19 protein-coding genes, 1 tRNA gene and 1 riboswitch are annotated in these 22,860 nt (G+C 68.9%); of the genes, 6 read left to right on the plus strand and 14 right to left on the minus strand.

Features of this window, described 5'->3' with window-relative positions; genetic code table 11:
• Positions 1 to 87: 87 nt before the first annotated feature.
• Genes ABD269_RS35370 through ABD269_RS13960 form a run of 3 tightly spaced genes read left to right on the plus strand, consistent with a single transcriptional unit; the run spans position 88 to position 5,593 of the window.
• Positions 88 to 3,720: a sigma-70 family RNA polymerase sigma factor gene (locus tag ABD269_RS35370; RefSeq protein WP_425572893.1), complete on the plus strand. Its 3,633-nt coding sequence runs from the start codon at positions 88 to 90 to the stop codon at positions 3,718 to 3,720.
• Positions 3,717 to 4,709, plus strand: a complete 993-nt coding sequence (locus tag ABD269_RS13955; protein ID WP_344118170.1) for a hypothetical protein — start codon at positions 3,717 to 3,719, stop codon at positions 4,707 to 4,709. Before ABD269_RS35370 ends, ABD269_RS13955 begins: the two co-directional genes overlap by 4 nt.
• Positions 4,706 to 5,593: a DUF6339 family protein gene (locus ABD269_RS13960; RefSeq protein WP_344118171.1), complete on the plus strand. Its 888-nt coding sequence runs from the start codon at positions 4,706 to 4,708 to the stop codon at positions 5,591 to 5,593. Before ABD269_RS13955 ends, ABD269_RS13960 begins: the two co-directional genes overlap by 4 nt.
• On the opposite strand, the gene ABD269_RS13965 is transcribed toward ABD269_RS13960, so the two are convergent.
• From ABD269_RS13965 to ABD269_RS13985, 5 genes are all read right to left on the minus strand, one after another.
• Positions 5,562 to 6,881, minus strand: a complete 1,320-nt coding sequence (locus ABD269_RS13965; RefSeq protein ID WP_344118172.1) for a DNA cytosine methyltransferase — start codon at positions 6,879 to 6,881, stop codon at positions 5,562 to 5,564. The genes ABD269_RS13960 and ABD269_RS13965 overlap by 32 nt on opposite strands.
• On the minus strand, positions 6,878 to 7,891 hold the full coding sequence (locus ABD269_RS13970) for a DNA cytosine methyltransferase (protein ID WP_344118173.1): 1,014 nt from the start codon (positions 7,889 to 7,891) through the stop codon (positions 6,878 to 6,880). The genes ABD269_RS13965 and ABD269_RS13970 overlap by 4 nt, the downstream gene beginning before the upstream one ends.
• Positions 7,888 to 8,343 carry a very short patch repair endonuclease gene (locus tag ABD269_RS13975; protein ID WP_116212677.1) on the minus strand — a complete coding sequence of 152 codons (456 nt, stop codon included), beginning with the start codon at positions 8,341 to 8,343 and terminating at the stop codon, positions 7,888 to 7,890. The genes ABD269_RS13970 and ABD269_RS13975 overlap by 4 nt, the downstream gene beginning before the upstream one ends.
• Positions 8,344 to 8,680: 337 nt before the next feature.
• On the minus strand, positions 8,681 to 8,911 hold the full coding sequence (locus ABD269_RS13980) for a DUF397 domain-containing protein (protein ID WP_344118174.1): 231 nt from the start codon (positions 8,909 to 8,911) through the stop codon (positions 8,681 to 8,683).
• On the minus strand, positions 8,880 to 9,731 hold the full coding sequence (locus tag ABD269_RS13985; RefSeq protein ID WP_344118175.1) for a helix-turn-helix domain-containing protein: 852 nt from the start codon (positions 9,729 to 9,731) through the stop codon (positions 8,880 to 8,882). Before ABD269_RS13985 ends, ABD269_RS13980 begins: the two co-directional genes overlap by 32 nt.
• 267 nt (positions 9,732 to 9,998) lie before the next feature.
• Between ABD269_RS13985 and ABD269_RS13990 the strand changes: the two genes are divergently transcribed.
• A complete protein-coding gene (locus tag ABD269_RS13990; RefSeq protein ID WP_344118176.1) occupies positions 9,999 to 10,475 on the plus strand; it encodes an ATP-binding protein in 477 nt (158 codons plus the stop codon).
• Positions 10,476 to 10,558: 83 nt separating this feature from the next.
• A complete protein-coding gene (locus tag ABD269_RS13995) occupies positions 10,559 to 10,858 on the plus strand; it encodes a hypothetical protein (protein ID WP_301886494.1) in 300 nt (99 codons plus the stop codon).
• A gap of 41 nt (positions 10,859 to 10,899) precedes the next feature.
• Here ABD269_RS13995 and ABD269_RS14000 read toward each other — a convergent pair whose 3' ends face one another.
• The 7 genes from ABD269_RS14000 to ABD269_RS14030 form a co-directional block, all read right to left on the minus strand.
• Positions 10,900 to 11,844, minus strand: coding sequence for an aldo/keto reductase (locus tag ABD269_RS14000; RefSeq protein ID WP_344118177.1), 945 nt, complete (start codon positions 11,842 to 11,844; stop codon positions 10,900 to 10,902).
• Between the two features lie 37 nt (positions 11,845 to 11,881).
• Positions 11,882 to 13,342, minus strand: coding sequence for an MFS transporter (locus ABD269_RS14005; protein WP_344118178.1), 1,461 nt, complete (start codon positions 13,340 to 13,342; stop codon positions 11,882 to 11,884).
• Positions 13,343 to 13,489: 147 nt separating this feature from the next.
• Positions 13,490 to 14,713, minus strand: a complete 1,224-nt coding sequence (locus tag ABD269_RS14010; RefSeq protein ID WP_344118179.1) for a peptidoglycan DD-metalloendopeptidase family protein — start codon at positions 14,711 to 14,713, stop codon at positions 13,490 to 13,492.
• Between the two features lie 11 nt (positions 14,714 to 14,724).
• A riboswitch (cyclic di-AMP (ydaO/yuaA leader) is annotated at positions 14,725 to 14,859 on the minus strand.
• Positions 14,860 to 15,070: 211 nt separating this feature from the next.
• A complete protein-coding gene (locus tag ABD269_RS14015; protein WP_344118180.1) occupies positions 15,071 to 16,291 on the minus strand; it encodes a PP2C family protein-serine/threonine phosphatase in 1,221 nt (406 codons plus the stop codon).
• A 235-nt stretch (positions 16,292 to 16,526) separates the two neighbouring features.
• Complete coding sequence (locus ABD269_RS14020) at positions 16,527 to 18,146, minus strand: DEAD/DEAH box helicase (RefSeq protein ID WP_344118181.1); 1,620 nt, start codon at positions 18,144 to 18,146, stop codon at positions 16,527 to 16,529.
• Between the two features lie 241 nt (positions 18,147 to 18,387).
• Positions 18,388 to 18,591: a cold-shock protein gene (locus ABD269_RS14025; protein ID WP_301886473.1), complete on the minus strand. Its 204-nt coding sequence runs from the start codon at positions 18,589 to 18,591 to the stop codon at positions 18,388 to 18,390.
• 215 nt (positions 18,592 to 18,806) lie between these two features.
• The gene (locus ABD269_RS14030; RefSeq protein WP_344118182.1) at positions 18,807 to 19,673 is read right to left on the minus strand and encodes a DUF6227 family protein; all 867 of its coding nucleotides are present in this window, start codon (positions 19,671 to 19,673) and stop codon (positions 18,807 to 18,809) included.
• A 179-nt stretch (positions 19,674 to 19,852) separates the two neighbouring features.
• On the opposite strand from ABD269_RS14030, the gene ABD269_RS14035 reads away from it, so the two are divergent.
• A complete protein-coding gene (locus ABD269_RS14035; protein WP_344118183.1) occupies positions 19,853 to 20,197 on the plus strand; it encodes a hypothetical protein in 345 nt (114 codons plus the stop codon).
• On the opposite strand, the gene ABD269_RS14040 is transcribed toward ABD269_RS14035, so the two are convergent.
• Together ABD269_RS14040 and ABD269_RS14045 are read right to left on the minus strand one after the other, a co-directional pair.
• Positions 20,195 to 20,267: transfer RNA gene (locus tag ABD269_RS14040), tRNA-Lys, on the minus strand. The genes ABD269_RS14035 and ABD269_RS14040 overlap by 3 nt on opposite strands.
• Positions 20,268 to 20,398: 131 nt before the next feature.
• Entirely contained in the window at positions 20,399 to 22,681 is a 2,283-nt protein-coding gene (locus tag ABD269_RS14045) for a DEAD/DEAH box helicase (protein WP_344118184.1), read from the minus strand.
• Between the last annotated feature and the right edge of the window lie 179 nt (positions 22,682 to 22,860).

Consider the following 22,860-nt stretch of genomic DNA (forward strand, 5'->3'; position numbering starts at 1 on the left):
ACGCCAACACGTCTTCAAAATACCGAGTGATGGATCCTCAGGAGCATGGGCCCTGACGAGCCGGCGCTGGCAGCGACGGCCCTATGAATGATGGACTACAGGGGAACAGGGGCGGAGCGCGAGCGCGGGGGCGTGATGATCACGGAGCGGGGCGGTGCGCCCAGCAGGCGGATGAATGAAGCCGAACGGGATGTGCTCGTCGGTCTCATACGTCGATTCACAGCCGAAGGACTCGCACACCAGACGGCTCTGAGGCAGGTGACGAGGGCAGCGCGCCTCGACGCCGAGGGGGTCCAGGCCCTGTACGAAGCCGTGGCAGCGGCGGAGGCGGAAGAAGGAGACGTCGAAGAGGAACCGGACGTCACGCACAGTGCGACTCCCTACGACGGGGCCAGTTCCGACGAGGTTCTCGACGACTTGGACTCTCCCGATGAGGAAGAGGAAGGACCGGACCTCGAGTCGCTTCGAGGGACGGTGCGTGTCGACGACCTGGAAGCGGCTCGTCGTACTGCTCGGGACCTGCTCGAGGCCGATCGAAGGCGAGCGAACCCGCACGAGCGACTGCTGAGCGCCGAGGAGGAAGTGGGGCTCTGCCTCTTGTTCCGAGGAGCCAGACACCCATCGGAGTTGTTGCCCGATGGTTACCTGGCGACGCTTCCTCTAGACAGCGAGGCGTACCGGGCCTTTTCTGCAATGGTTATCCATAATCAGCGACTCGTGCACAAGATCCTGCACGCCTCAGGGAACCGATCGGGCAATCCCATGCACGAGGATCTCGCGCAGCACGGCATGATCGGGCTAATCCGCGCCGTGGAGAAGTTCGACGTTTCCTTGGGGTGCAAATTTTCCACCTATGCCACCTGGTGGATTCGGCAACGCATTACTCGAGCTGTGATCAACGAAGGGGCATCCATTCGGCTCCCGGTTCACGTCTGGACCGATGTGGAGAAGGTGCGGAAGAGGGAGCGAGCCTTTCTCGATCAGGGCAAAAGGCCGAATGTCGACGATCTTTCCCTGGCGTGTGGGCTAAGCCCCGCCAAGGTGATGGAGTGTCTACGACTGGGCCGTCGGGCGGTCCTGTCGCTCGAGCAACCCATCGGCGAGAACGCTACTCTCGGGGAAGTGGTTGTCGATGCATTTCGTCCGGTGCCGGGCCCGGAACAGGTGTTGTGGTCCGAATTTGAGCGCGAGGAAATATTCCAGCTGTTCGATGAGTGTGTATTCTCGGAGAGGATTCGGGATATTCTTCTGCTGCGATTCGGGTTCATCGATGACACATCCTGGACACTGGAAGAAATCGGCAAGCGGATCGGAGTGACGCGTGAACGCGTTCGGCAGATCGAGAAGCGAGCACTCAAGGATCTGAGAATCCAAATGGGACTGGATCCTGACGACCCTGAAGCGGAACGCCGTCGTACGAAGGCCGCTCGAAAGATCGCTCAGCAGGCCGCTCAGGGGACTGCGCTTCGCAGAGGCCCGGAGGGGCGAGAGGAAACGGAGGCCGGCCTGTCTCTGTCGAACGACAGCGTCGGCACACCGGAGACAGAGAGCAGTTCCGAAGAGAAAGAGGGAACGGTGGCCTCAAGGGAGACCGAGTTCGGTCGGTGGTTGGCCGAGCGGTTGCAGGAAAACGGGGTGGATGCAGTCGAGCTGGCACACAGCCTGGGAGCGACGCGAGCGCTCGTCGATGCCTGGCTCGACGGCCGTTCGGCGCCTCACCCGGACCTTTTGGTCAGGGTGCAGGAGGTCCTTGGAGTCGAGGAAGAAACCGGGCAGGTCTCCGTGGTTGGTCCGGCACGACAGGTCGAACCCGTGGAGACGTCAGTCGTGTGGTACCACCGCCCCGGACACGACGATGGTGGTCGGGAGTTCGGCAACGCGGCGGCCTTCGCCTTCCAGGCCGACTTGGAGGTCCTGGCCCGTGAGGCGACCCAGAACAGTCTGGACGAGCGCAACAAAAACAACGACCGCCCAGTCAGGGTTCGCTATACCCTGCACGAACTGACCGGCGACGCGCTGGCCCGGTTCCGTACGGCGATCCGTTGGCATGACCTCCACCCGCACTACCAGGCGGCCGCCGCGCAGGACCAGAAGGTCGGACGCGTCATCAGTGCCGGTCTGCGAGAGATGCTCGAGCGGGATCGGCTGGTCCTTCTTCGCGTCGACGACTACAACGCCAACGGGCTGACCGGCGACGACTACGAGGACGGTCGATTCGCTGCAGTGGTGCGGCGCCAACTCGAAAGTCGCAAGTCGGATGTGGCGGCCGGCGGTTCATACGGCCTCGGAAAGGCCACGCTTTGGGCGACCAGCCGTCTGGGGCTCGTCCTCATGAACTCCACCCTCTCCGAACCGCACGAGGGGCGCACCCGGCGACGGCTGATCGGACGGCTCGATCTTCCCTGGCGGGAGGTCGACGGCAGGAGATTCGCCGGCCCCGCTTGGCTGGGCCGACCGGATACCGAGGCGGACAATGCAGAGGTCGCACGCTCCTGGTGGGCTGACGAGGAGACGGTCGAGAGCCTGTATCTCACCCGCGAGGGCGATGATCCCGGCACTTCCTTCCTGATCGTCGGAGCACACGATGTTGCCAGCCTCGCCGAGGCCGGGCAGGGGGAAGAAGGGGACCTGGGCGACGATGAGGACAGTCTGGAGCGCATGCACCAGAGGTTGGTCCGTGCCCTCGGTCGCAACTTCTGGGCCGCGATGACCGTGGGCGGCGGCCGCGAGCCCCTGCTGGAGGCATCGGTGCGGACGTTGCGCAATGGCGTGGAGCACCTTGGGGAGGAGCGGGTCGAGCCACAAGTGCACCAGCCTGCGCGCTCACGTGCCCTTCAGGCCTTCTTGAGCGGCACCACGGTGGACCGGATCACCGAGGCAGGCCAAGTAGCGATCAGCACTGTGCCGTTGAAGGTTCCCGAGAGGGACGGTCTCGACGGAACAGCAGGCGAACACCAGGCGGTTCTCCTCGTCACCGAGGCCACGGACGCCGATGGCAGGATCAACCAGGTGACCGCGATGCGCGGCAATCGTATGACGGTCAAGACCAGCTGGGTGCCCGGACTCCCTGTGGGGACCAACCCGTTCCAAGCGGTCCTGCTCGTGGGCCGGGCAGCGGGCGACGGCGCGCCGTTCGCGGCTGAGGCCGAGGAGTTTCTACGATCCTCCGAGCCTCCGGAGCACAACAAGTGGGGTCAGACCGAGGAGTTGAGAATGCGCTATTCGCCGTCGGCCCATCGGCGGATTGCGGCGTTGACGTCGGAGACGAACAAGGCCGTGCACAAGCTTGTGGCGATCCCCAAGGAGAAGAAGCCCAGCGGCACGAGCAAGGTGAGCAACCGTCTCAAGATCTCGGGCAAGTCTGCCGCGAAGGTCAGAGGAACGGTGGGGCCTCCGAAACTGGACGATCTCGAGGCCGTGATCGACTCAACCGGTGCTTGGCAGATCACCGCCGAGGTCAAGGTGCCGCCTGCTGGAGAGCCCTGGCGCATGAGCCCCGTCGCCAAGCTGGAGGTTCGTTCCGGCCCTCGGCCAGTGGTCAAGTGGGCCGAGCTCGTCGCTGTCAGCAACTGTGAACTGACTGACGGCGTGCTGCGTTTCACGCCGGGGACCCGCCGTGCCGTATTTCGAGGCGTCACCGATGTGTCCACGCATCCGGTGCGGGCCGCATTGACGGGTCTTGTCGTCGAACTCCAGGAAAGCAAGGGAGGTGTCGCATGAGGGCCTACCCGTACCCTCGACTGACCGGCGCGGTGACGGCGCGAGTCACGGCCGTGCGGCTGCGCGGGCCCGGTGGCACCCGTGAGCAGCTGGACACCAAGGGATACTCGGTTGTCGAGCAGGTCGTGGCACTGGGTAGGGCCGAGCGCGACGATTGGCAGACTGCACGGCTCGCCCTGACGGCGACGCTGCCGACTCGTGAGATCGAAACGAAGGGCCACTGGTCCGACGTCGCGGTTGTCGCCGTTCTGACGGAGGGGGCCACCAACGCACGCACTGTAGCCCGATTGGAACCTGGCGTGGAGGGCGGCAGGGATTGGATCGGGGAGATCGAATTCGACCGGGACGACCACCTGGACCGCGCCTCCCTCGCTGTGCACGTGGTGGCCACAGTCGGGGGGATAGCGGGTCGGATCATCGCCTCCACCGACCAGGAATGGTTGATCGACATGACGGCCGAGGCCCCGCTCAGAGAGCGCCAGCTCGACGTCAGCACGGTCAGTTTCGCCCGCGGCACGGAGTGGCTCCGGAGTTTTCGGGACGCACCCTGGATCGTGGACACCGCGGGGCGGATGCCCACCGTCCGCCTGAACTCGGATTTCGAGGGTCTCGTCGAGCTTGTGGAGGGCCATGGCTCGAAGGTGGAGAGCGTGGTGGGCGAGATGCTGCTGGCCCAGATGTGTGCCGATGTGTGGACCGCGGTCTTCCACAGCGCTATCGGCGACCTCGAGATCGAGGATGACGGGACTCCGCTCTTCCCGCCCGACTGGCGAGGTGCGGTGCTCCGCGAGATGCTCCCGGACATCGTTCCCGGACGGTCGGTGGAGGACGCTCTCCGCGAGGTGCACATCCGACGCACCGGCGAAGGGAGCTGGATGGATCTTCAACCGCGCATCCAGTACGCAGCCGCCCGTCGCGCCGAGGTACCCAAAGCGTTGGCCGGCACTGTCCGCGACATCGAACGACTCAATCAGGAGACCCACGCGTGACTTCCCGCCCCGAGCACCTGCCGGAACGGCTTGCTCTGATCTCCGACGTGCAGGCTGCCGAGTACATCTCCACAGGCCTGCTCGAGGGACGCGAGGACGTCCCTTCCATCGCGCTGAACAAGGTTGCCGAGGCGCTGCCCGGCGACGATGCCCGGCTGCGACTGCACCGAGTGCGAGATCTGATCGACGACGCCATGACCAAATTCCGGGACGAGCGCCCCACGGCAGCGGACGCGTGGTTGGCGCCGCGTCTGCACGAAACCCTTCGGTTGACGCGCAGGGAAGCGGCCGAGAAGCAGCTCTGGACATATATGGCCCTCGGTGTGGCACCGGACTACGTCGTCTGGCGACACCTGTCCGAGCCGAAAGCGGACGGTTCGCGCAGACGCGTGGCCCGGGACAAGTTCGTCGGCGCGCACTACAAGCAAACGTTCGCCCGACTCTGGTGGGCGGCCGAGCTGTTCCGCGACGGCTCGGATTACCAACCCGTCGTCGTGGCCTGCGGGAACCAGGACATGCTCAACTCCGCCCTGCGGCTGGACATAGTCGACCATCGCCCAACCGCTCAAGCCCTCGTCGGACTCATGGAGAGAGGGACTGTGCGCACCGGTCGCGAGGTCAATGCGCTGGCCTCCGCGGTCAACGCGGCTGCAGCAACGCTGATGTACGACGACATCGCCCCGGACGTGGAGCGTGACGGGGAGCCTCTGCGTGAATGGGTCGCGGGGGCCGAATCAGCCCTCCCGTCCCTCAGGAACAACCTTCCCGAGGGCCCGGAGCAGGAGCGTGTCCCGGAGGAGGCAGTTCGAAGACTGATCGCCCACTTCGAGGAGCTGTTCGTGGACGCGTCGGTCAGGGGGCGGACTTCCGACGAGAACGAGTGACTTTATGTGAGTCCTTAGGGCACTGGCTCTGATCCCCGCAGCCGATGACGCGCAGTTCGTCTGTGGTGATCTCGGGGATAGTCGGCCAAGTGGTCGCAGCCGTCAACTCATCGTCCGAGGGGGTGTTCCCGCGCAGTGCCGTGCTGAGTACGTGCATGCCGAGCCGGGGTGGTACCGCGTTGCCCACTTGCTGCGCCTGGTCGTTTCCCGACCAGGGGAAGTTGTGCGGAAAGGTCTGGAGCACCCCGGACTCACAGATCTTGAATCGGTCGTACTTCTCGGCTTCGTAGTCCGCGATGCTCTTGTAAACCTTGTTCCGGGACACCTTTCCGGTGACAGTGAAGGCGGGCTCGGACGACAGGCGCTGCCCTCGGTTCTTCGGGTTGCCCCCGGAGCCGTAGTTCGAGACGACGAAGAACTTCGTCCTGCCCTCAGTCCGGAACCGGGCCACGTCCACGCGAGAGTCCTTCAGCTCGCTGGCCGCGTCCAGGGCCTCTGCCATGGAGAGCCAACGCTGCTTGGCCCCGGGAGTCGCGGAATCGGTCGGGAGCATATCCGCCTGAACGGCATTGCGTTTCCCCCGATGCAGGTCGAAGGGCATATGAGTCGCTTCGAGCGGTTTAATGGCCCCGTGTCCCGGACGCCGGGCGACGAGTACGGCACGTGTGCGCGTCTGCGGAACCCCGAACTGCTCGGTCTTCAACTCCCAGCATTCCGCTTCGTACTTGACGCCATTGAGTCGTCCTTCGCCACCGCGCAGAAGCTTGGCATAGACCTCCCAGAGGTCCAGGACCGCAGGCACCTGCTCCAAAACGATCACCTGGTACGGGTCGCGGCCCTCCGTCTCGATCGCCTTGAGGAGCCAGCGGAGGGGCTCCAGAACCAAAGCGGTGCGTGGGTCCACACCCTGAGCGTGCAGATCATTGTCGATCTTGGTTTCGTCCTCCCCTTCCACAAGACGGTGGATGAACCCCTTCACCGTGTCCAGCGCCCGCCGTCCCGCGCCGCTTCCCGCGACAGAGAAGGACTGGCAGGGTGGCCCTCCGGCGAGCACGTCGACCGATTTCGGGATCTCGTCGAAGCGGGTCTCGCGCATGACGCTCACGTCTGCGTGAATCGTCGGCAGTCCCGCCGCATAGCGCGTCTCGCACGCGTTCCGGTCCAACTCGATCCCGATGCTCTTGAAGCCCAGGAAATGCGCTGCCACGTCGAGTCCACCAGGACCCGCGAAGAGGTCCAAGATGCGGACACCGTCGAGATGGCGATCTTGTGTTTCTGGGCTGTTCATGGGGTTGAAGTGTAGCCGGCGACGGAGGGTGTGGACTTGGGCGCCTCGAGTGCGGCTCGGATCGCCAGCCCGAGCGCTCTGCCCACCGGCGGCGGTGAGGCGTGCCCGATCTGGCGATAGCGGGCTGTCTTCTTCCCGGCGAATCTCCAATCGGACGGGAAGCCCTGCAGGAGCGCGGCCTGGTCCGTCGTGATCTTGACCATCCCGTGACGTCCCGTCTCAGGGGCCCAGGCGAAGTCCGGGCCGGGAACGTCGTCGGCCACAGTTCCCCCATCGACTCCCATCCGGGCCCAGGCCTTCTTCGTCCCCGTCGGCCCGAGATCCGCGCCTCCCCGCCTGTCCGACCCACCCACCAGGGTCGGGGCCACGCTGAGCGCCTGGGCTGCCCACCGGTCGGCGTCCCGCCAACCACCCATGGCCATGGACCGGCGCAGAGCCCGACCGACGGACCGATGCTCGCGCACCGTCGGCTCCGGCGGACGGAACGCGTCGAAGTACTGCTTCCTGAGCGCGACGAGTACCCCTTGCTTCCGATCCTGTGGCACGCCGAAGTCGGCTGCGTTCAGGACGAACCACCGGAACCGGTAGCCGAGGTGATCCAGCTCCTTCCGTATGAGGGCGCGTATCGGCTCGAAGTCCGGCGCGCCCACCAGCTCCGGGACGTTCTCGATGATCAGAGCCCGGGGCTGGACGGCATGCGCCAGGTAGACGGTCGCCTCCAGCAGGCGCAGCTCGGCCTCGGTCTCGGTCCGCGCGACGGTCGCACTGGACTTCACGCGAGGTAGCCCGGCCGACAGCAGATCGACGTCGTAGATCTCTCGGTGCCGCGAAGGGGCGAATTCCAGCAGATCCGCTTCCAGAACCTGCCACGCCGGACGGTTCGTGCGCAGTGTGTCACAAGCCACAGGCTTCTTGTCCAGGAGCAGTACGGGGTCGAAGCCAGCGTGTTCCAGTCCCAAGGCCAGTCCCCCCGCCCCCGCACACACGTCGACGAATCGTAGTTCGCTCATCTGCCCCCGCCCTTCGTAAGTCGTTTCCGCCTGCTCGCCTTCTCCCGCTCGACAGCCGCGACCACCTGACGCATGACGGCGTCCGGTGACTCGTGTTCCCAGAAGCGCAGGACCGTCCAGCCCTCGGACAGCAGTTGTGCGTTCGTCTCCTGGTCCCGCTCGATGTTGCGATCGAGCTTCTGTCGCCACCATTCTGCGTTCGCCTTGGGGCTAGTGGCGTGCTCCGGGCAGCCGTGCCAGAAGCAGCCATCGATGAGAACGGCCAACCTGGCGCGCGTGAACGCGATGTCGATCTTCCGTCGGCGCATGCCCGGCACCGGATAGTGGATCCGGTAGCGGTATCCGGAGGCGTGGAGAAGCTGCCGCACCGCTCGTTCGGCGCCGGTGTCCCGGTTGGTCTGCCGGCTCATCCGGGCCGAGACGTCAGGGCTGGAGGGGGATGCAGCACGCATGATCCCAGTCTCCTATTTCCCGACGCCGTTTGTGTCCATGGCCATGGAGTCACGCAGAGTGGATACGCGGGTGCAGAAACGGGGGTATGTCCTCGTCTCATCCACTTGCGAAGGTGGGAGCGTCCAGGGCGAACACCCTGATCACATGGCCAGGATCATCTACCCCGTCGACAGGTAGGCACCTACACCCCGGGCTTCGGTAGCTGGCGACGCACAGCGAAGGTAGCGCCCGCCCATAGAGGGCACAAGCATGGACCGGCCCATCCATGAGACGGCATATGCCAAAAAGCCCCTCACCTGGGGAAGTGAGGGGCGACACGTCGAGACATTCATCAGGTCAGGTGATGAGCCCACCCGACTTGACGCTCGCGATCAGCGCCCGAAGTCTGACGTGGGTGATCCTCATGACGACATCGGGATCGTCGCTCTCACGCACGACGATGCCGCCCTCGTGTCGGGCAATCTCCACACAGCTTCCCTGCGATTCAGAGAACGAGGACTTCTGCCAGGCTATGAATGTGCTCATCGGGGGTCGCTCACAATTCCTTCGCGATTCGGTTGATGACATCTCGAGATTCGCCGACCTCTAGCGTTACTCGCTCGAGCGCGTCATACGTGGCCCGGTAATCGGCAAGTTGAGCATCCGTGTCCAGGAACACGGAGCCGTAGACGGAGTCCAGTTGAACGGTGTCGAGCTGCGGTACAACCCCGCCCGCGTAGAGCATGGTCTGGGCAGAGCCGATGAACTCCTCGCTGGCGAAGGCGATCACTCGCACCACAACCGTGGGCCACTCCGAGACTTCGAGCAAGTACCGCAGTTGATCACGGGCCACCCTCCGGCCTCCGTAGAGAACGTGGAGCGCGGCTTCGTGGATGATCGCCTCGAAGTGCGGCGGAGCTGGGCGTTCGAAGATCACCTTGCGCCTGAGCCGATGCTCGATCCTGGCGTCGAGCTCACCGGCGGGTAGTGCGGGGATGCTGCTGCCGAAGATGGTCCGCGCGTACTCCTCGGTCTGGAAGATTCCAGGGACGGTCAACGTCTGGAAGGCGCGGAGGTACCTCGCATGGTGCTCAAGTTCCGCGATATTCAGAAACCCGGCCGGCAGGACTCCCCGATAGGTTTCCCACCACCCCTTACCGCGCTCCTCAGCCATGGCGCAGAGGGCATCCACCAATTTCGTGTCGGTCGCGGAGTAGAAGGTGGCGAGGCGGCGGACTCGCTCGGCGCTGACGCCCCAGCGTCCGGATTCGATGTGGCTGATCTGTGCTTGGTTTCCGCCGAGCAACTCTCCGGCAGCGCGAGCGGGCAGGCCAGAGGCTTCGCGTAGCTTGCGCAGTTCCGTACCGAGCCGCGCCTGTCTCGCCGTTGGACTGCTCCGGGGTGGCATCAACTTCCCTCTCGTGACTGGCACATCAATTCTCCCGCGCCAAGTCTCACGGGTCCACAGCCGAGCGCACAGGCTTTGGCCCACGCTTGGCGAGGCACATGCATGTGCCCTAACGTCCTCATCAACACCGCGCCGCACCGCCGGGAAGACCCGAAGTGCAGCTGTTTTCATGCCAGTTGATGGTTGATGACTGACGGACAAGCGGCCGAGCCACGGACGGCAGGTGCAAGCGCGCGGAGGTCCACGACCCCACCGGGAGACCACGTCATGCGTACCGCCATGCTCATGCTCAGCAGCCCGCACTCCACCAGCGCCGACGAGGACGACGGCGAGCTCACCGGCACGTACCACCTCACCGCGCCCGCCGCCCCCAGCACCGCTCGCGTCGCGCGGGAGTTCGTTGCCGCCGCGCTTGAGGCCAGCGGTCGGCCGGGTCTGGTCGAGAACGCGCTCGTCTGTGTGTCCGACCTGGTCACCAACGTCGTGCAGCACGCCCGGGTGCGCACTCTGTCCGTGGAGGTCGCCGTGCGCGGAGGGCATGTTGTCGTTTCCGTGCTCGACGGGGATCACGCGCGGCGGCCGCGGCGGCGGGCCGCTCGGGCCGGGCAGGAGGACGGGCGGGGGCTGGCGCTGGTCAGATCGCTGTCCGTGGCGTCCGGGGTGACGCTCGTGTGGGACGAGTTGAACGTCGTCGGGAAGTGCGTGTGGTTCGAGCCGCTCGCGGACACGGGCCCGAAGCCGTAAGTACGTGCAGCCCGGCGGAAGCCCCCGTACGGCCCGGCGTAGCCTCGGAAGGCAAGGGTCTGTTGATGCGGAGGGTTGTGCTGATGGCTGGGATTCCGACATCCGTCGTGGCTGCTGGTGGGCTCGTCGGCGGGTACGGCGTGGCGCGGTGGACGAAGAAGCGGCCGCTCGGTGGGGTGGCGCTCGCCGCCGCCGGGACCGTTGCGGCGCGGCAGTGGGCGGGGAAGGCGGGGGCCGGGAAGGCCGCCGCGTTGACGGGGCTGTACGTCGCCGCGTTCGCCGGGTCGCACCCGCTGGCGAAGAAGATCGGCGCGTGGCCGTCCGTGTTCGCCGTGGCGGGTGGGGTCGCGCTGGCCTCCTGGGTCGTGGAGAGCCGGGCCTGAGAGCGGGGGGGGTGGGCGATCGAAGCCCACCCCGTCCTCTTCTACTCCGACGCCTCCGTCAGTTTCGTCAGCTCCGCGTCCGTGAGCTTCAGGTCGGCCACCGCCAGCAGCGCCGGGAGCTGCTCGACCGTGCGGGCGCTCGCCAGCGGGGCGACGACCGTGGGGCGGGAGGCGAGCCAGGCCAGGGCGACCGTGGCGAGCTCGGCGTCGTGGGCCGCGGCGACCTCGTCGAGAGCGGCGAGGACGCGGGGGCCGCGCTCGGACTCCAGGTACTTGCCGGCGGACCCGGCGCGGGCGCTGTCCACCGTGGCTCCCGGACGGTACTTCCCGGTGAGGAAGCCGGAGGCCAGGGCCCAGTACGGGACGGCGGCCAGGCCGTGCCGCGCCGCCGCGTCCGCGAGCGGGCCCTCGTACGTGTCGCGGGAGACCAGGTTGTAGTGCGGCTGGATCGCGGCGTACTTCGCGAGGCCCGAGGAATCGGAGAAGGCCAGGGCCTCCTCTAGCCGCTCGGCCGTGATGTTGGAGGCCGCGATCTCGCGGACCTTGCCCTCCTTCACCAGTGCGTCGAGCGCGGTGATGAATTCCTCCACCGGCACGGACGGGTCGTCGTAGTGCGTGTAGTAGAGGTCGATGTAATCGGTGCGCAGGCGGCGCAGGGAATCCTCGACGCCGGACTTGATGACGGCCGCGGACAGGCCGCGCGGCTCGGGGACGCCCCCGCCGACCTTGGTGGCCAGGACGACGTCGGCGCGGTTGCCGCGGGAGGCGAACCAATTGCCGATCACCGTCTCCGATTCGCCGCCCTTGTTGCCGGGCGCCCAGACGGAGTAGACGTCGGCGGTGTCGACGAAATTGCCGCCGGCCGCCGCGTAGGCGTCGAGTACGGCGAAGGATTGCGCCTCGTCGGCCGTCCAGCCGAACACATTGCCGCCGAGGGCGAGCGGGTGGACGGAAAGGTTGCCGATCTTCTTGCGGATGTCAGCCATGGATCTCTCCAACGTCCTTATGGGGCATGGTATTCCACTATTTCGCCGTCGCCGGGAGCGGTTCGGGTCGCCGGGTGGACAGCGGGGCCGCGATCGATTCGAGGGAGCGGCCCTCTGCCGGTACGGCCAGGAAGGCCGCGACCAGTCCGGCGGCGCACATCAGTGACGCGCCGATCTGAAAGGCGAGGACCGTGTCCCCGACGACGCCGCTGCTCGTCAGGTCGGAGAAGACCAGCGGTCCGGTGATGCCGCCGGCCGCCGTGCCCAGCGCGTAGAAGAAGGCGATGGCCATGGCGCGCGTTTCCATTGGAAACACCTCGGACACGGTGAGGTACGCGCTGCTCGCGCCCGCCGAGGCGAAGAAGAGGACGACGGCCCAGCAGGCGGTGAGGGTGTCGGCGGTCAACCGCCCGGCGCCGAAGAGCCAGGCCGTGCCGAAGAGGAGCAGGCCGGACAGCAGATAGGTCGAGGAGATCATGACGCGCCGGCCGACGGTGTCGAAGAACCGGCCGAGCAGGAGCGGGCCGAAGAAGTTGCCCGCCGCGATGACCGCGAAGAAATAGCCGGTACGGGACGTGGAGACGCCGAAGAACCTGGTGAGAATGGCGCCGAAGCCGAAGGTGATCGCGTTGTAGAGAAACGCCTGGCCGATGAAGAGGGCGAGGCCGAGCACGGCGCGCCGGCGGTACTCGCCGAACACCGTGCGCGCGATTTCCCGGAACGTGATGGCGGACCGCTGGTGAATGGCCATCTCGCCCTCGGCGGGCGGCAGCTCGCGCCCCTTTTCCGCCGCGACGCGTTCCTCGATCGAGGTCACCAGCTCTTCGGCCTCGGCTCCCCTGCCGTGGATGAAAAGCCAGCGCGGGCTCTCCGGCACGTGCCGCCGTACGAGCAGGATGACCAGGCCCAGGACCACCCCCAGGGCGAAGGTCAGCCGCCACCCCACGTCGATCGGGAAGATGCTCGTGTCGAGCATCAGGATCGACAACAGGGAACCGCCGACCGCACCGATCCAGAAACTGCCGTTGATGATGAGGTCGACCCGGCCCCGGTAGGCCGCAGGGATCAGCTCGTCGATGGCGGAATTGATCGCCGCGTACTCCCCTCCGATGCCGAATCCCGTCAGAAAGCGGAAGGCGAAGAACCACCAGGAGGAGAACGACAGCGCGGTCAGTGCCGTCGCCGTCAGATAGACGGCGAGGGTGACGATGAACAGCTTCTTGCGGCCGAAAAGGTCGGTGAGGCGGCCGAAGAAGAGCGCTCCGGAACACGCCCCCACCACGTAGAGGGCCGCGGCCAGTCCTGTGACCTCGCCCGAGGTGACCGACAGGCCGCTGCCCCGCTCGGAGAGGCGGCCGGCGATATTGCCGACGACGGTGACCTCCAGGCCGTCCAGGATCCAGACGGTGCCGAGACCGATCACCACCATCCAGTGCCAGCGGGACCAGGGGAGGCGGTCCAGGCGGGCCGGTACGGAGGTGGTGATCGCGGAGGTCACGGCATTCCGAGTGCCCTTGTTTGTGGCGGATATGCGTATGTTTGTGGCAGGTATGTGTACGGTGATTCGTTTGGTTGCCGTCCCGGGGCTCCGCCCCGGACCCCGGTCCTCAAACGCCGGACGGGCTGGATTTACGTACCCCGAAGGTTACGGCTGCAGGCCCCGTTCTCTCAGCCACGGGAGGGGGTCGATCGGGGCTCCGCCGTCCGGGCGGATCTCCAGGTGGAGGTGGGGGCCCGTGACGTTGCCGGTCGCGCCGACGCGGCCGATCACGTCGCCCGCGGACACCTTGCCCGAGGTGACCACCATCGACGACAGGTGGCAGAACCACACCTCCGTGCCGTCGTCCAGCTTCAGCACGATGCGGTAGCCGTACGCGCCCGCCCACCCGGCATGGGTGATCGTGCCGTTGCCGATCGCCTTGACGGGCGTGCCGGTCGGGGCCGCGAAGTCCTCGCCGGTGTGGTTCGCGGACCACATGTTGCCCGCTTGGCCGAAGCCGGCGGTCAGGGTGTAGGAGCCGACGGGCAGGGTGTACGCGCCCGGGCTGTGCGCGGCGGGCGTGCGGGGGCCGGTGTCGGCGGGGTTCGCGGAGGCGTCCTCCTCGGCCGCGGGGCGGGCCTCGGCCTTCGCCGCCCTGGCCTTCTCGGCTTCGGCGGCCTTCGCCGCCTTTTCCGCCTCGGCCGCCTCCGCCGCCTTCTTCGCCGCCGCCTGTGCCGCCTCGCGCTGCGCGGACTCGCGCGCCTCGTCGTCGGCGGCGTTCTGCTGGTGCTCGGCCTGCTGCAGTATGCGGGCGCGCAGGGCCTCGCCCGCGTTCGCGGTGCCCTGGGCGGCTTCCTCGGTGCTCAGGCCCGCCTGGGTCAGCGGCTGATCGGCACCGGGGGCGGCGGCCACGGCGTTCTCCTCCTGCCCTTGGCCGCCACCGAGGAGGGAACCCACTCCCGCCAGGTCGGGCACCGATATCGGCGCGGCCGGGCGGTCCTGGGCGCTCGCCATGCCGCCCGCGCCGACCGCCGCGATGACGCCGACACCGAGGACGGCGCCGCTGCGGGCCATCGTGCCGCCGCGCTGCTTGGCGACGCGGTGGCGGCCGCCGCTGCCACGGGCCGGGGCGGCGGAGTGGGGCGAGGGCTCCTCGGCGACGGGCTCGGGCACTGCCCAGTGCGGCACCGGGTGCGGCTCGGCCGCAAAGCCCGGGGCGGGGGCAATCGAAGACTTATTCATCCGCATGGCCGCCGGCCCCGCGTCGGCCTCGGCCGCGGTCATCGGCATATGCGCGGTCATATACGCGGGCACGATCGGAAGTTCGGGTGCGTGGGGCTCGTACGACCCATGCAGAGTGGGGTCGAGGGCAGGCTCGTTGGACGCCACGGGGGCGCACTCCTTTCCTTCCTTCTCGCCTACCGGGTTAGCTGACGGGTTCGGAGCAGGAAGGTCTCCTACGAGCCGGGTGCGGCCCGATTCACCCCAGGATGGGTGGTTCCCCGGTTCCCAGATGCTGCTGGTGTATCAGGTCTTGCTGTGCCCGCGGGATTCGGCGAAGGCGCACGGCGCCGCCTCTTGCGGCGGTGATGAGGACCGCACGTCGTTATCGAACGTTAATAGACAGACCGTGCAGTTTCCAAGCCGAAAGGCTGAATCGACCGGCTCCTTGGTCAGGACTTGGCAAGACGCCCGACCTCTTAATGCGGTCTTTATTCCGACGGAATGCGGAACGATCAAGATCCACTACTGCGTGCGCGGGCAGCATTTCGGTGCCGCGCGACTCTCTAAGCGCCGGTCAACGGCCGTACGGACAGCCGTCCCTGCCGCCGTGACCGTGCCGGACGCCCCGCCGCGGTGGGGCCGGCCGTCGCCGCGCCGGATCGCGAGCAGGGCCATGTCGTCCGTGGTCCGGCCGCCCGAGTGCCGGGTGACGTCGGCGACCAGCGTGTCCAACAGCACGTCGGGACTCTTGAACTGCCGGCCCGTCAGGCGCGCCCTCGGGTCGTAGAACACCCCGCGCGCGTCCCTCGCCTCTGTCACCCCGTCAGTGAAAAGGAGCAGGGTCGAACCCGGAGGGAACTCCACCTCCTCGACGCTGTCCGGCCACTCCCCCAGGTCGCCCATCCCCAGCGGCAGCGCGGGAACGGCGGGCTCCGCCTCGCTCGTGCGGCCGTCGGGGTGGAGCAGGAGGGGCGCGGGGTGGCCGCGGTTCACCAGGCGCAGTACGGGCGCGGCCACCGGCATCTCCGCGAGTACGGCGGTGGTGAAGCCCTCGAACTGATCCAGGTTCGCGCGCCGCGCGCCCTCCCTGCGCAACGCGCGCTCCAGCCGTGCGGCGAGCGCGTCCAGCGTGCGCTCCTGCTCGGCCGCCTCCCGGAACGCGCCGATGACCACCGCGACCGCCTCCACCGCCTCCAGGCCCTTGCCGCGCACGTCACCGACGATGACGCGCACGCCGTACGGGGTGTCCTGGACCGCGTAGAGGTCGCCGCCGATCCGGGCGTCCGCCTCCGCCGCCACATAGCGCGCCGCGACCCGCAGGCCGCCGATGCGGGCGGCCGGGCTCGGGAGGACGGCCCGCTGGGCAGTCTCCGCGATGTCCCGGGCGGAGGCGAGCCGCTGATCGCTGCGGCGGGCGATGCGGTTGATGCCGAGGGCGAGGAGGGAGACCACGACGACGGTGACGATCTCGCTCATGGCCTGCCCGGCGTCGTCGGCCCGCTCGTAGAGCGTGAGGCTCATCGAGGCGGCGACGGCGGCCAGGGCGATGGCGGCGGTCCCGCGCAGGGAGTGGAGGGGCGCCGCGACGAGGGGGGCGGCGTTGACGAAGGGGGCGCAGGTGTAGGCGGGGGGTGTGCCGATGTCGAAGAGGACGCCGCCGATGACGAGGGCGTAGGGGAGGGTGCGGGCGGCTCGCCACGCCAGGGGTTTCGCCTCGGGTTCCGGCCCGTCTCGCTGACCCACGGCGTTCTCCTGACCGGCCGTTCGCGTTGTGTCCAGCGTTGCCGCGTGGGCGCGTGGCGTCGAACGGGGGTGGGCCAAGTGGGGGGCGGGGGTTTTTCCCCTACCCGCCCCTTCCCGAAACCGGGCTCCGCCCGGACCCGGTCCTCAAACTCCCCCAGCTACCGCTGGGAGGTGCCCCCACGGGCTGGATTCGCCGGCCGTAGCCAGCAAATCCAGCCCGTCAGGGACTTTCGGGTCAGACCTTCGGCGCGCGGCGCGTGCCGCCGCCACCGCCGCCCCGGCGAACCGCGTTGCCCGGGCGGGTGCCGGTGGAGCGGCGGGAGCTGCCGCCCTGGCCCTGGCCGGTGCCGCTGCCGAAGCCGCGGTAGCCGCCGCCACCGTTGCCGGCGCTGGGCTCCGTACGCGTACGGCCACGGCCGCCGGCGCCCGAGCCGCGCGAGCGCGACGGCTTCTTCGTGCCCTGCTGCGGCTGCTGAGCGGCGGCCGGGGGCGCTATGACCACCGCGACGCCGCTGGGCTCGCGCGCACCGGTGATCCGCTCCAGCTCGGGGTCGCGGGGGTGCGTCTTGATGACGTTGGGGGTGATCTTCGCCGTGACCATCATGCGGGTCATCTCGCGCCGCTGCTCGGGCAGGACGAGGGTGACGACCGTGCCGGACTCGCCCGCGCGCGCCGTGCGGCCGCCGCGGTGCAGGTAGTCCTTGTGGTCCATCGGCGGGTCGATGTTCACGACGAGGTCGAGGCCGTCGATGTGGATGCCGCGGGCGGCGACGTTCGTGGCGATCAGCGCGGTGACCTGGTCCGTACGGAACAGCTCCAGCGTGCGGTTGCGCTGCGGCTGGCTCTTGCCGCCGTGCAGCGCGCCTGCGCGCACGCCCTCGGAGAGCAGCTTCTTCACCAGGCGGTCGGCGCCGCGCTTGGTGTCGACGAACATGATCACGCGGCCCTCACGGGCGGCGATCCGGGTGACCGCCTCCTTCTTGTCCGCGTCGGTCACGAAGAGCAGGTGGTGCTCCATCGTGGAGACCGCGCCGACCGAGGCATCGACGGAGTGCGTCACCGGGTCGGAGAGGAAGCGGCGCACGAGGCGGTCGACGTTGCGGTCGAGGGTCGCGGAGAACAGCATGCGCTGGCCGTCCGGGTCGACCTGGTCGAGCAGCTTGGTGACCTGCGGCAGGAAGCCCATGTCGGCCATCTGGTCGGCCTCGTCCAGGACCGTGATCCGCACGTCGCCGAGCTTGCAGTCGCCGCGCTGGATGAGGTCGGCGAGCCGGCCGGGGGTCGCGACGAGCACCTCGGCGCCGCGCGCGAGGCTCTGCGCCTGCCGGCCGATGGACATGCCGCCGACGACCGTGGCGATCCGCAGGTTGACCGCGGTGGCGTACGGGCTGAGCGAGTCGGTGACCTGCTGCGCCAGCTCGCGGGTGGGGACGAGCACGAGGGCGAGCGGGCGGCCCGCCTCGGCGCGCCGGCCCGCCGTGCGGGCGAGCAGCGCGAGCCCGAAGGCCAGCGTCTTGCCGGAGCCCGTACGGCCGCGGCCGAGGACGTCACGGCCGCTGAGCGAGTTGGGGAGGGTCGCGGCCTGGATCGGGAACGGCTCGGTGACGCCTTCGCGGGTCAGGGTGGCGAGCAGGCCGTTCGGCATGTCCAGGTCGGCGAAGGAGGCCACCGGCGGCAGGGCCGGAGTGGTGGCGACCGGCGTCTCGAACTCCCCCTGGAGGGGAGCCGCGGGACGGCGGCGGGGCGCCTGGCCACCGCGGGCGGACTGACCGCCGCCGCCACCGCGCTGGCGCGGGGGACGGGCGGAGGAGCCGCCGTCGGAGGAGGACGAGAAAGAGCGGGCGGAGCGAGTCATACGGGGACCTTCCCTCAATGGGGTGGCACGCCCGGAAGGGAGACTTCGCTTCGCGGGACCGTCCGGACGGACGGGTGGCGGAAAAAGCCTGGGCGCGCTTGTGCGGGGGCAGCAATGGGGCCCGCACCCAGTGGTGCGGGCCCCATTACGTGATGCTTCATGCGGTGCCCGGCGAGGACGTCGGACTCACGGCGCTAGGGCCGGAAGTCCCGTCACCCGGACCGGGCGGGGCATGTGATCGTCAGGCGCCGACGATGTTCTCGGCCTGCAGGCCCTTCTGGCCCTGCGTGACGTCGAAGGAAACCTTCTGGCCCTCGAGCAGCTCACGGAAGCCGGAGGAGGCGATGTTCGAGTAGTGGGCGAAGACGTCCGGGCCGCCGCCGTCCTGCTCGATGAAGCCGAAGCCCTTTTCCGAGTTGAACCACTTCACGGTGCCAGTAGCCATGTCTATCTCCTTGTGAATGGGATGGGCCCCACACCGGAATAGACCGGCAAAAACAAAAATGCGCCTTCGGCTACATAACCGTCAGGCGCACACGAGTTCATGGGTACCACAACTGCAACTTCAAAAGACCATAGCACACGGAGGGCGGCCCCCGTAACCCCCGTCTTTCCCGCCCGCCGTCTGCCGGCCCGACCCCGGCGGCCCGGCCGCCCCGGCTACAGCTCCACGCCCTGGGCGCGGGCGTGCCGGTCCGCGGCCACCTCGGCCTCCGCCTCGTCGAGGTAGACCTCGCAGACGAGCCTGCCGTCCGCCGTCATGTTGTGCTCCAGCTCCCACAGGCTCAGCTCGCCGCCGCCCTCCAGCAGGAACGCGTGCTCGTAGAAGCGGCACCAGGTCGCGTCCCGGCCGGTGCCCCGGCGGCGCGGCTTGGTGATCAGCGCGATGTGGTGGCCGAGCGCCTCCTGGAGGAGCTCGCGCACGACCTCGCCGGGCCCGTCCTCGTTCTCCGCGCGGCGCAGCAGCCGCCGGGCGTGGTCGGGCGAGGCGTCGGAGACGTACTCCCGGCGGGGCTGGGTCGGGCCCATGGCGAGCAGCAGCTCCTCCGCCAGCCAGGCCGGCAGCTCCTCGGCCTCGTTGCCGGGGCCGATGCCGCCGCCGATCCGCTCGTGCACCCGGCGCTCGGCCTGGTCGAGGGCGTCCTCGTGGGCGTAGAGCTCGTAGAGGAACCGCTCGTCGGGCCCGGTGTCGTGCTCCAGCTCGTACAGCAGCAGGCTGCTGCCGTCGGCGAGCAGGAAGATGTGCCGGTAGGTGTTGCACCGCAGCGGCCGCGCCTCGTCGTTGCGCTGGCGGTACGAGCGGAGCTCGGCCTGGTGCATCAGGGCGGTCCGCAGGCGGGTGAAGACGGCCTCGTCGATCTCGAAGCCGTTCTGCGCCCGGTCCAGCAGCCGCTCCACGTGCTCGGCGGGCGTGAGCTCGCCGCCGCCCGCTCCCCGGCCGTGCTCCTCGCGCCCCCTGACGCCCTCGCGCTCCGTGCCCTTCCCGCTGCTTCCGCTCCCGCTCTCACCCGCTCGCGAGTTCTCCATGCCGCTCGACCTCCCGACCTCGGCCACACCCCACCCCGCGCACTTACCGTAGCGGCGCGAACACGGCATCGGGGCCGGGTTCGGACGAACTGGTCGGGTCACCCGTCCGGACCCGGCACCGGGCGCACCGCGCCCTACGCGCCTGGCATCCCGCGCATGGACACCCCTCCGCACCCGCCGTGACCGCCGGGGCCCCTCCCGGCTTCGCCGCCGCCGGTGCCCGGCTGTTCGCACAGGACGGCCGTCCGCCGCCGTTCCTGGGCAGACGGCTCGAACAGCCGGGGGCGCTCGCCGTCGAGCGGGGCAGTGGACGCGGCAGGCCGTACGGCCCTCGCCCCGGCCGTCCGGGAGGCGGAGGGCGCGTACGGGCCACGGGCGCGCTCGTCAACAGCGCCGGGGTGATGCTCACCGGCGGTCCGATGACGCCCGTCGGTTCTGAGAGCGCGTCAGCCGGGCCGTCGTGGAACGCCGAAACCCCCGCCGACCGAGGTCGGCGGGGGTTTCGATACCAGTGGAACCGGTAGGCCGTGTGGGACTCGAACCCACAACCAATGGATTAAAAGTCCACTGCTCTGCCAATTGAGCTAACGGCCCGCACCCGCAGCATAGCCCGGCCGACCGCGTTATCCCGAGTCGTTATGGCCGACTCATCGGCCGGGGGTGGATACGCAGTGGGGCCCGTACGGCACCGAAGTGCCGTACGGGCCCCAATTCACCTGCTGTGATCAGCCGTTGCGCTTCCAGCGCGGCTTGTCGTCGCGGCGGCCGAAGGAGGAACCGGTGCCGCCACCGCGGTGGTCGTCACGACGGCCGGCGGGACGGTCGCCACCGGAGCGGTAACCACCGGTCGAGGGGCGGTCGTCACGGCGGTCGCGGTTGAACGGACGGTCGCCGCCACCGGAGCGGTAGCCGCCGGTCGCGGGGCGGTCGTCACGGCGGAAGCCACCACCGGAGGACGGGCGGTCGTCACGACGGTCGCCACCGGAACGGAAGCCACCGGACGGACGGTCGTCACGACGGAAGCCGCCGGAGGGACGGTCATCGCGACGGTCGCCACCGGAGCGGAAACCACCGGAGGGACGGTCGTCGCGACGGAAGCCACCACCGGAGGACGGACGGTCATCGCGACGGAAGCCGCCACCGGAGGACGGGCGGTCATCGCGACGGAAGCCACCGGAGGGACGGTCGTCACGGCGGAAGCCACCACCGGAGGACGGACGGTCGTCGCGGCGGTCGTCACGGCGGAAGCCACCGGACGGGCGGTCGTCACGACGGAAGCCGCCGGAGGGACGGTCGTCACGACGGTCGTCGCGGCGGAAACCACCGGAGGGACGGTCGTCACGGCGGAAGCCGCCGGAGCGGTCGTCGCGGCGGTCGTCGCGGCGGAAACCACCGGAGCGGTCGTCACGACGGTCGTCGCGGCGGTCGAAGTTGCCACGGTCGTCACGGCGCTCGTGCGCCGGAGCGGCCTGTGCGGGCACGGCGGCGGCCTCGGCGGCCTCCTCGGCCTTGGCCTCCGAGGCGGCGGCCTCGGCAGCGGCGGCCACGGCGGCCTCCGGGTCCTCGCCGCGCTCGCGGGCGGCGCGCGCCAGGAGGCGGTCGGCCTCCTCGCGGAACTCGGTGGCGCGGCGCTGGACGCGCTCCAGCTGGCGGGTGAGCTCCTGGACCTCGCGCTCGGCCTGCTTGGCGGAGTTGGCCGCGGAGTCGGCCTGGACCTCGGTGAGGGAGCGGGCGCCGGTGATCTTGGCGACCTCCTCGTCGAAGGCGCCGGAGCCGCCGACGATGTGGCGCGAGGCGTCGACGCCCGCGTCCTCCATCAGACGGAAGATCTGCTTGCGCTGGTGCGGCAGGGCCAGGGAGACGACCGTGCCGGACTGGCCGGCGCGGGCCGTACGGCCGGAGCGGTGCAGGTAGTCCTTGTGGTCACCGGCCGGGTCGACGTTCAGGACCAGGTCGATGCCGTCGACGTGGATGCCGCGCGCGGCGACGTCGGTGGCGACGAGGACGTTGACGTAGCCGCCCTTGAAGTCCTCCAGCACCCGGGTGCGCGCGCCCTGCGTCATGCCGCCGTGCAGCGCGTCGGCCTTCACACCGGCGTCGAGCAGCTGCTCGGCGACGCGGTCGGCGCCCAGCTGGGTGCGGACGAAGATGATCGTGCGGCCCTTGCGGGCGGCGATGGCGGCCGTGACCGGCGCCTTGTCCTTCGGCTTCACGACGAGGACGTGGTGGGTCATGGTGGTGACCGCGCCCTGTGCGGCGTCGACCTCGTGCGTGACCGGGTCGACCAGGTAGCGCTTGACGAGGGTGTCGATCTCGTTCTCCAGGGTGGCGGAGAACAGCAGGCGCTGGCCGCCGGCCGGCACCTGGTCGAGGATCTCGGTGACCTCGGGCAGGAAGCCCATGTCGGCCATCTGGTCGGCCTCGTCGAGGACGGCGACCTGGACCTTGTCGAGCTGGGCGGCACCGCGGTTGAGGATGTCGCGCAGACGGCCCGGGGTGGCGACGAGGATGTCGACGCCGCGCTCCAGGGCGTAGATCTGGTTGCCCATCGACGTACCGCCGCAGACGACCTTCATCTTGAGGCCGAGCACGTCACCGTACGGCTGGAGGGCGTCGGCGACCTGCATCGCCAGCTCGCGGGTCGGGGTGAGGATCAGACCGCGGGGGCGCTTCTTCTCCGTGTGGCCGCCGGCCAGCGTGGAGAGCAGCGGCAGACCGAAGGAGAGGGTCTTGCCGGAGCCGGTGCGGCCACGGCCGAGGATGTCCTTGCCGGCCAGGGCGTCCGGGATGGTCGCGGCCTGGATCGGGAACGGGGTGGTCACACCGTTCTGCGCGAGCTTGCGGACGATCGCGTCGTCCAGGCCGAGGTCGCCGAAGGTGATCGTCGGCTCGGCCGGCTCGGCGGCCTCCTCGACCACGGTCTCGACGGCGTCGACGGTCTCGAGCGCCTCGGTGACGACGATCTCGTCGCCCTCGGGCATGACGGTGTTCTCAGTGGAAATAGACATGCGAAATGCGAAACCTTCCGGAGTTTCGGCACGCGCCCAAGCTCCGTGTCGGCTTCACAAATGACCGCCTCGATGCGGTCAGCCACGGCAAGGTAAGGAACGCGCCACACGGCGCGCTTCTGTCAGGCGCCGGGCAAATGGGATCAAACGATCTACCACCATACGCACCCACCACCCCG

It is taken from the genome of Streptomyces blastmyceticus (assembly GCF_039521185.1).
Taxonomy (GTDB): Bacteria; Actinomycetota; Actinomycetes; order Streptomycetales; family Streptomycetaceae; genus Streptomyces; species Streptomyces blastmyceticus.

Excerpts from the sequence above, each read along its gene's own strand:
- ABD269_RS14025 (WP_301886473.1), bottom strand. The coding sequence starts at position 18,591 with ATGGCTACTGGCACCGTGAAGTGGTTCAACTCGGAAAAGGGCTTCGGC.
- ABD269_RS14020 (WP_344118181.1), bottom strand. The coding sequence starts at position 18,146 with ATGACTCGCTCCGCCCGCTCTTTCTCGTCCTCCTCCGACGGCGGCTCC.
- ABD269_RS14030 (WP_344118182.1), bottom strand. The coding sequence starts at position 19,673 with ATGGAGAACTCGCGAGCGGGTGAGAGCGGGAGCGGAAGCAGCGGGAAG.
- ABD269_RS13980 (WP_344118174.1), bottom strand. The coding sequence starts at position 8,911 with ATGTCATCAACCGAATCGCGAAGGAATTGTGAGCGACCCCCGATGAGC.
- ABD269_RS13990 (WP_344118176.1), top strand. The coding sequence starts at position 9,999 with ATGCGTACCGCCATGCTCATGCTCAGCAGCCCGCACTCCACCAGCGCC.
- ABD269_RS13985 (WP_344118175.1), bottom strand. The coding sequence starts at position 9,731 with ATGCCACCCCGGAGCAGTCCAACGGCGAGACAGGCGCGGCTCGGTACG.
- ABD269_RS13995 (WP_301886494.1), top strand. The coding sequence starts at position 10,559 with ATGGCTGGGATTCCGACATCCGTCGTGGCTGCTGGTGGGCTCGTCGGC.
- ABD269_RS13975 (WP_116212677.1), bottom strand. The coding sequence starts at position 8,343 with ATGCGTGCTGCATCCCCCTCCAGCCCTGACGTCTCGGCCCGGATGAGC.
- ABD269_RS13965 (WP_344118172.1), bottom strand. The coding sequence starts at position 6,881 with ATGAACAGCCCAGAAACACAAGATCGCCATCTCGACGGTGTCCGCATC.
- ABD269_RS14000 (WP_344118177.1), bottom strand. The coding sequence starts at position 11,844 with ATGGCTGACATCCGCAAGAAGATCGGCAACCTTTCCGTCCACCCGCTC.
- ABD269_RS14045 (WP_344118184.1), bottom strand. The coding sequence starts at position 22,681 with ATGTCTATTTCCACTGAGAACACCGTCATGCCCGAGGGCGACGAGATC.
- ABD269_RS35370 (WP_425572893.1), top strand. The coding sequence starts at position 88 with ATGATGGACTACAGGGGAACAGGGGCGGAGCGCGAGCGCGGGGGCGTG.
- ABD269_RS13955 (WP_344118170.1), top strand. The coding sequence starts at position 3,717 with ATGAGGGCCTACCCGTACCCTCGACTGACCGGCGCGGTGACGGCGCGA.
- ABD269_RS13970 (WP_344118173.1), bottom strand. The coding sequence starts at position 7,891 with ATGAGCGAACTACGATTCGTCGACGTGTGTGCGGGGGCGGGGGGACTG.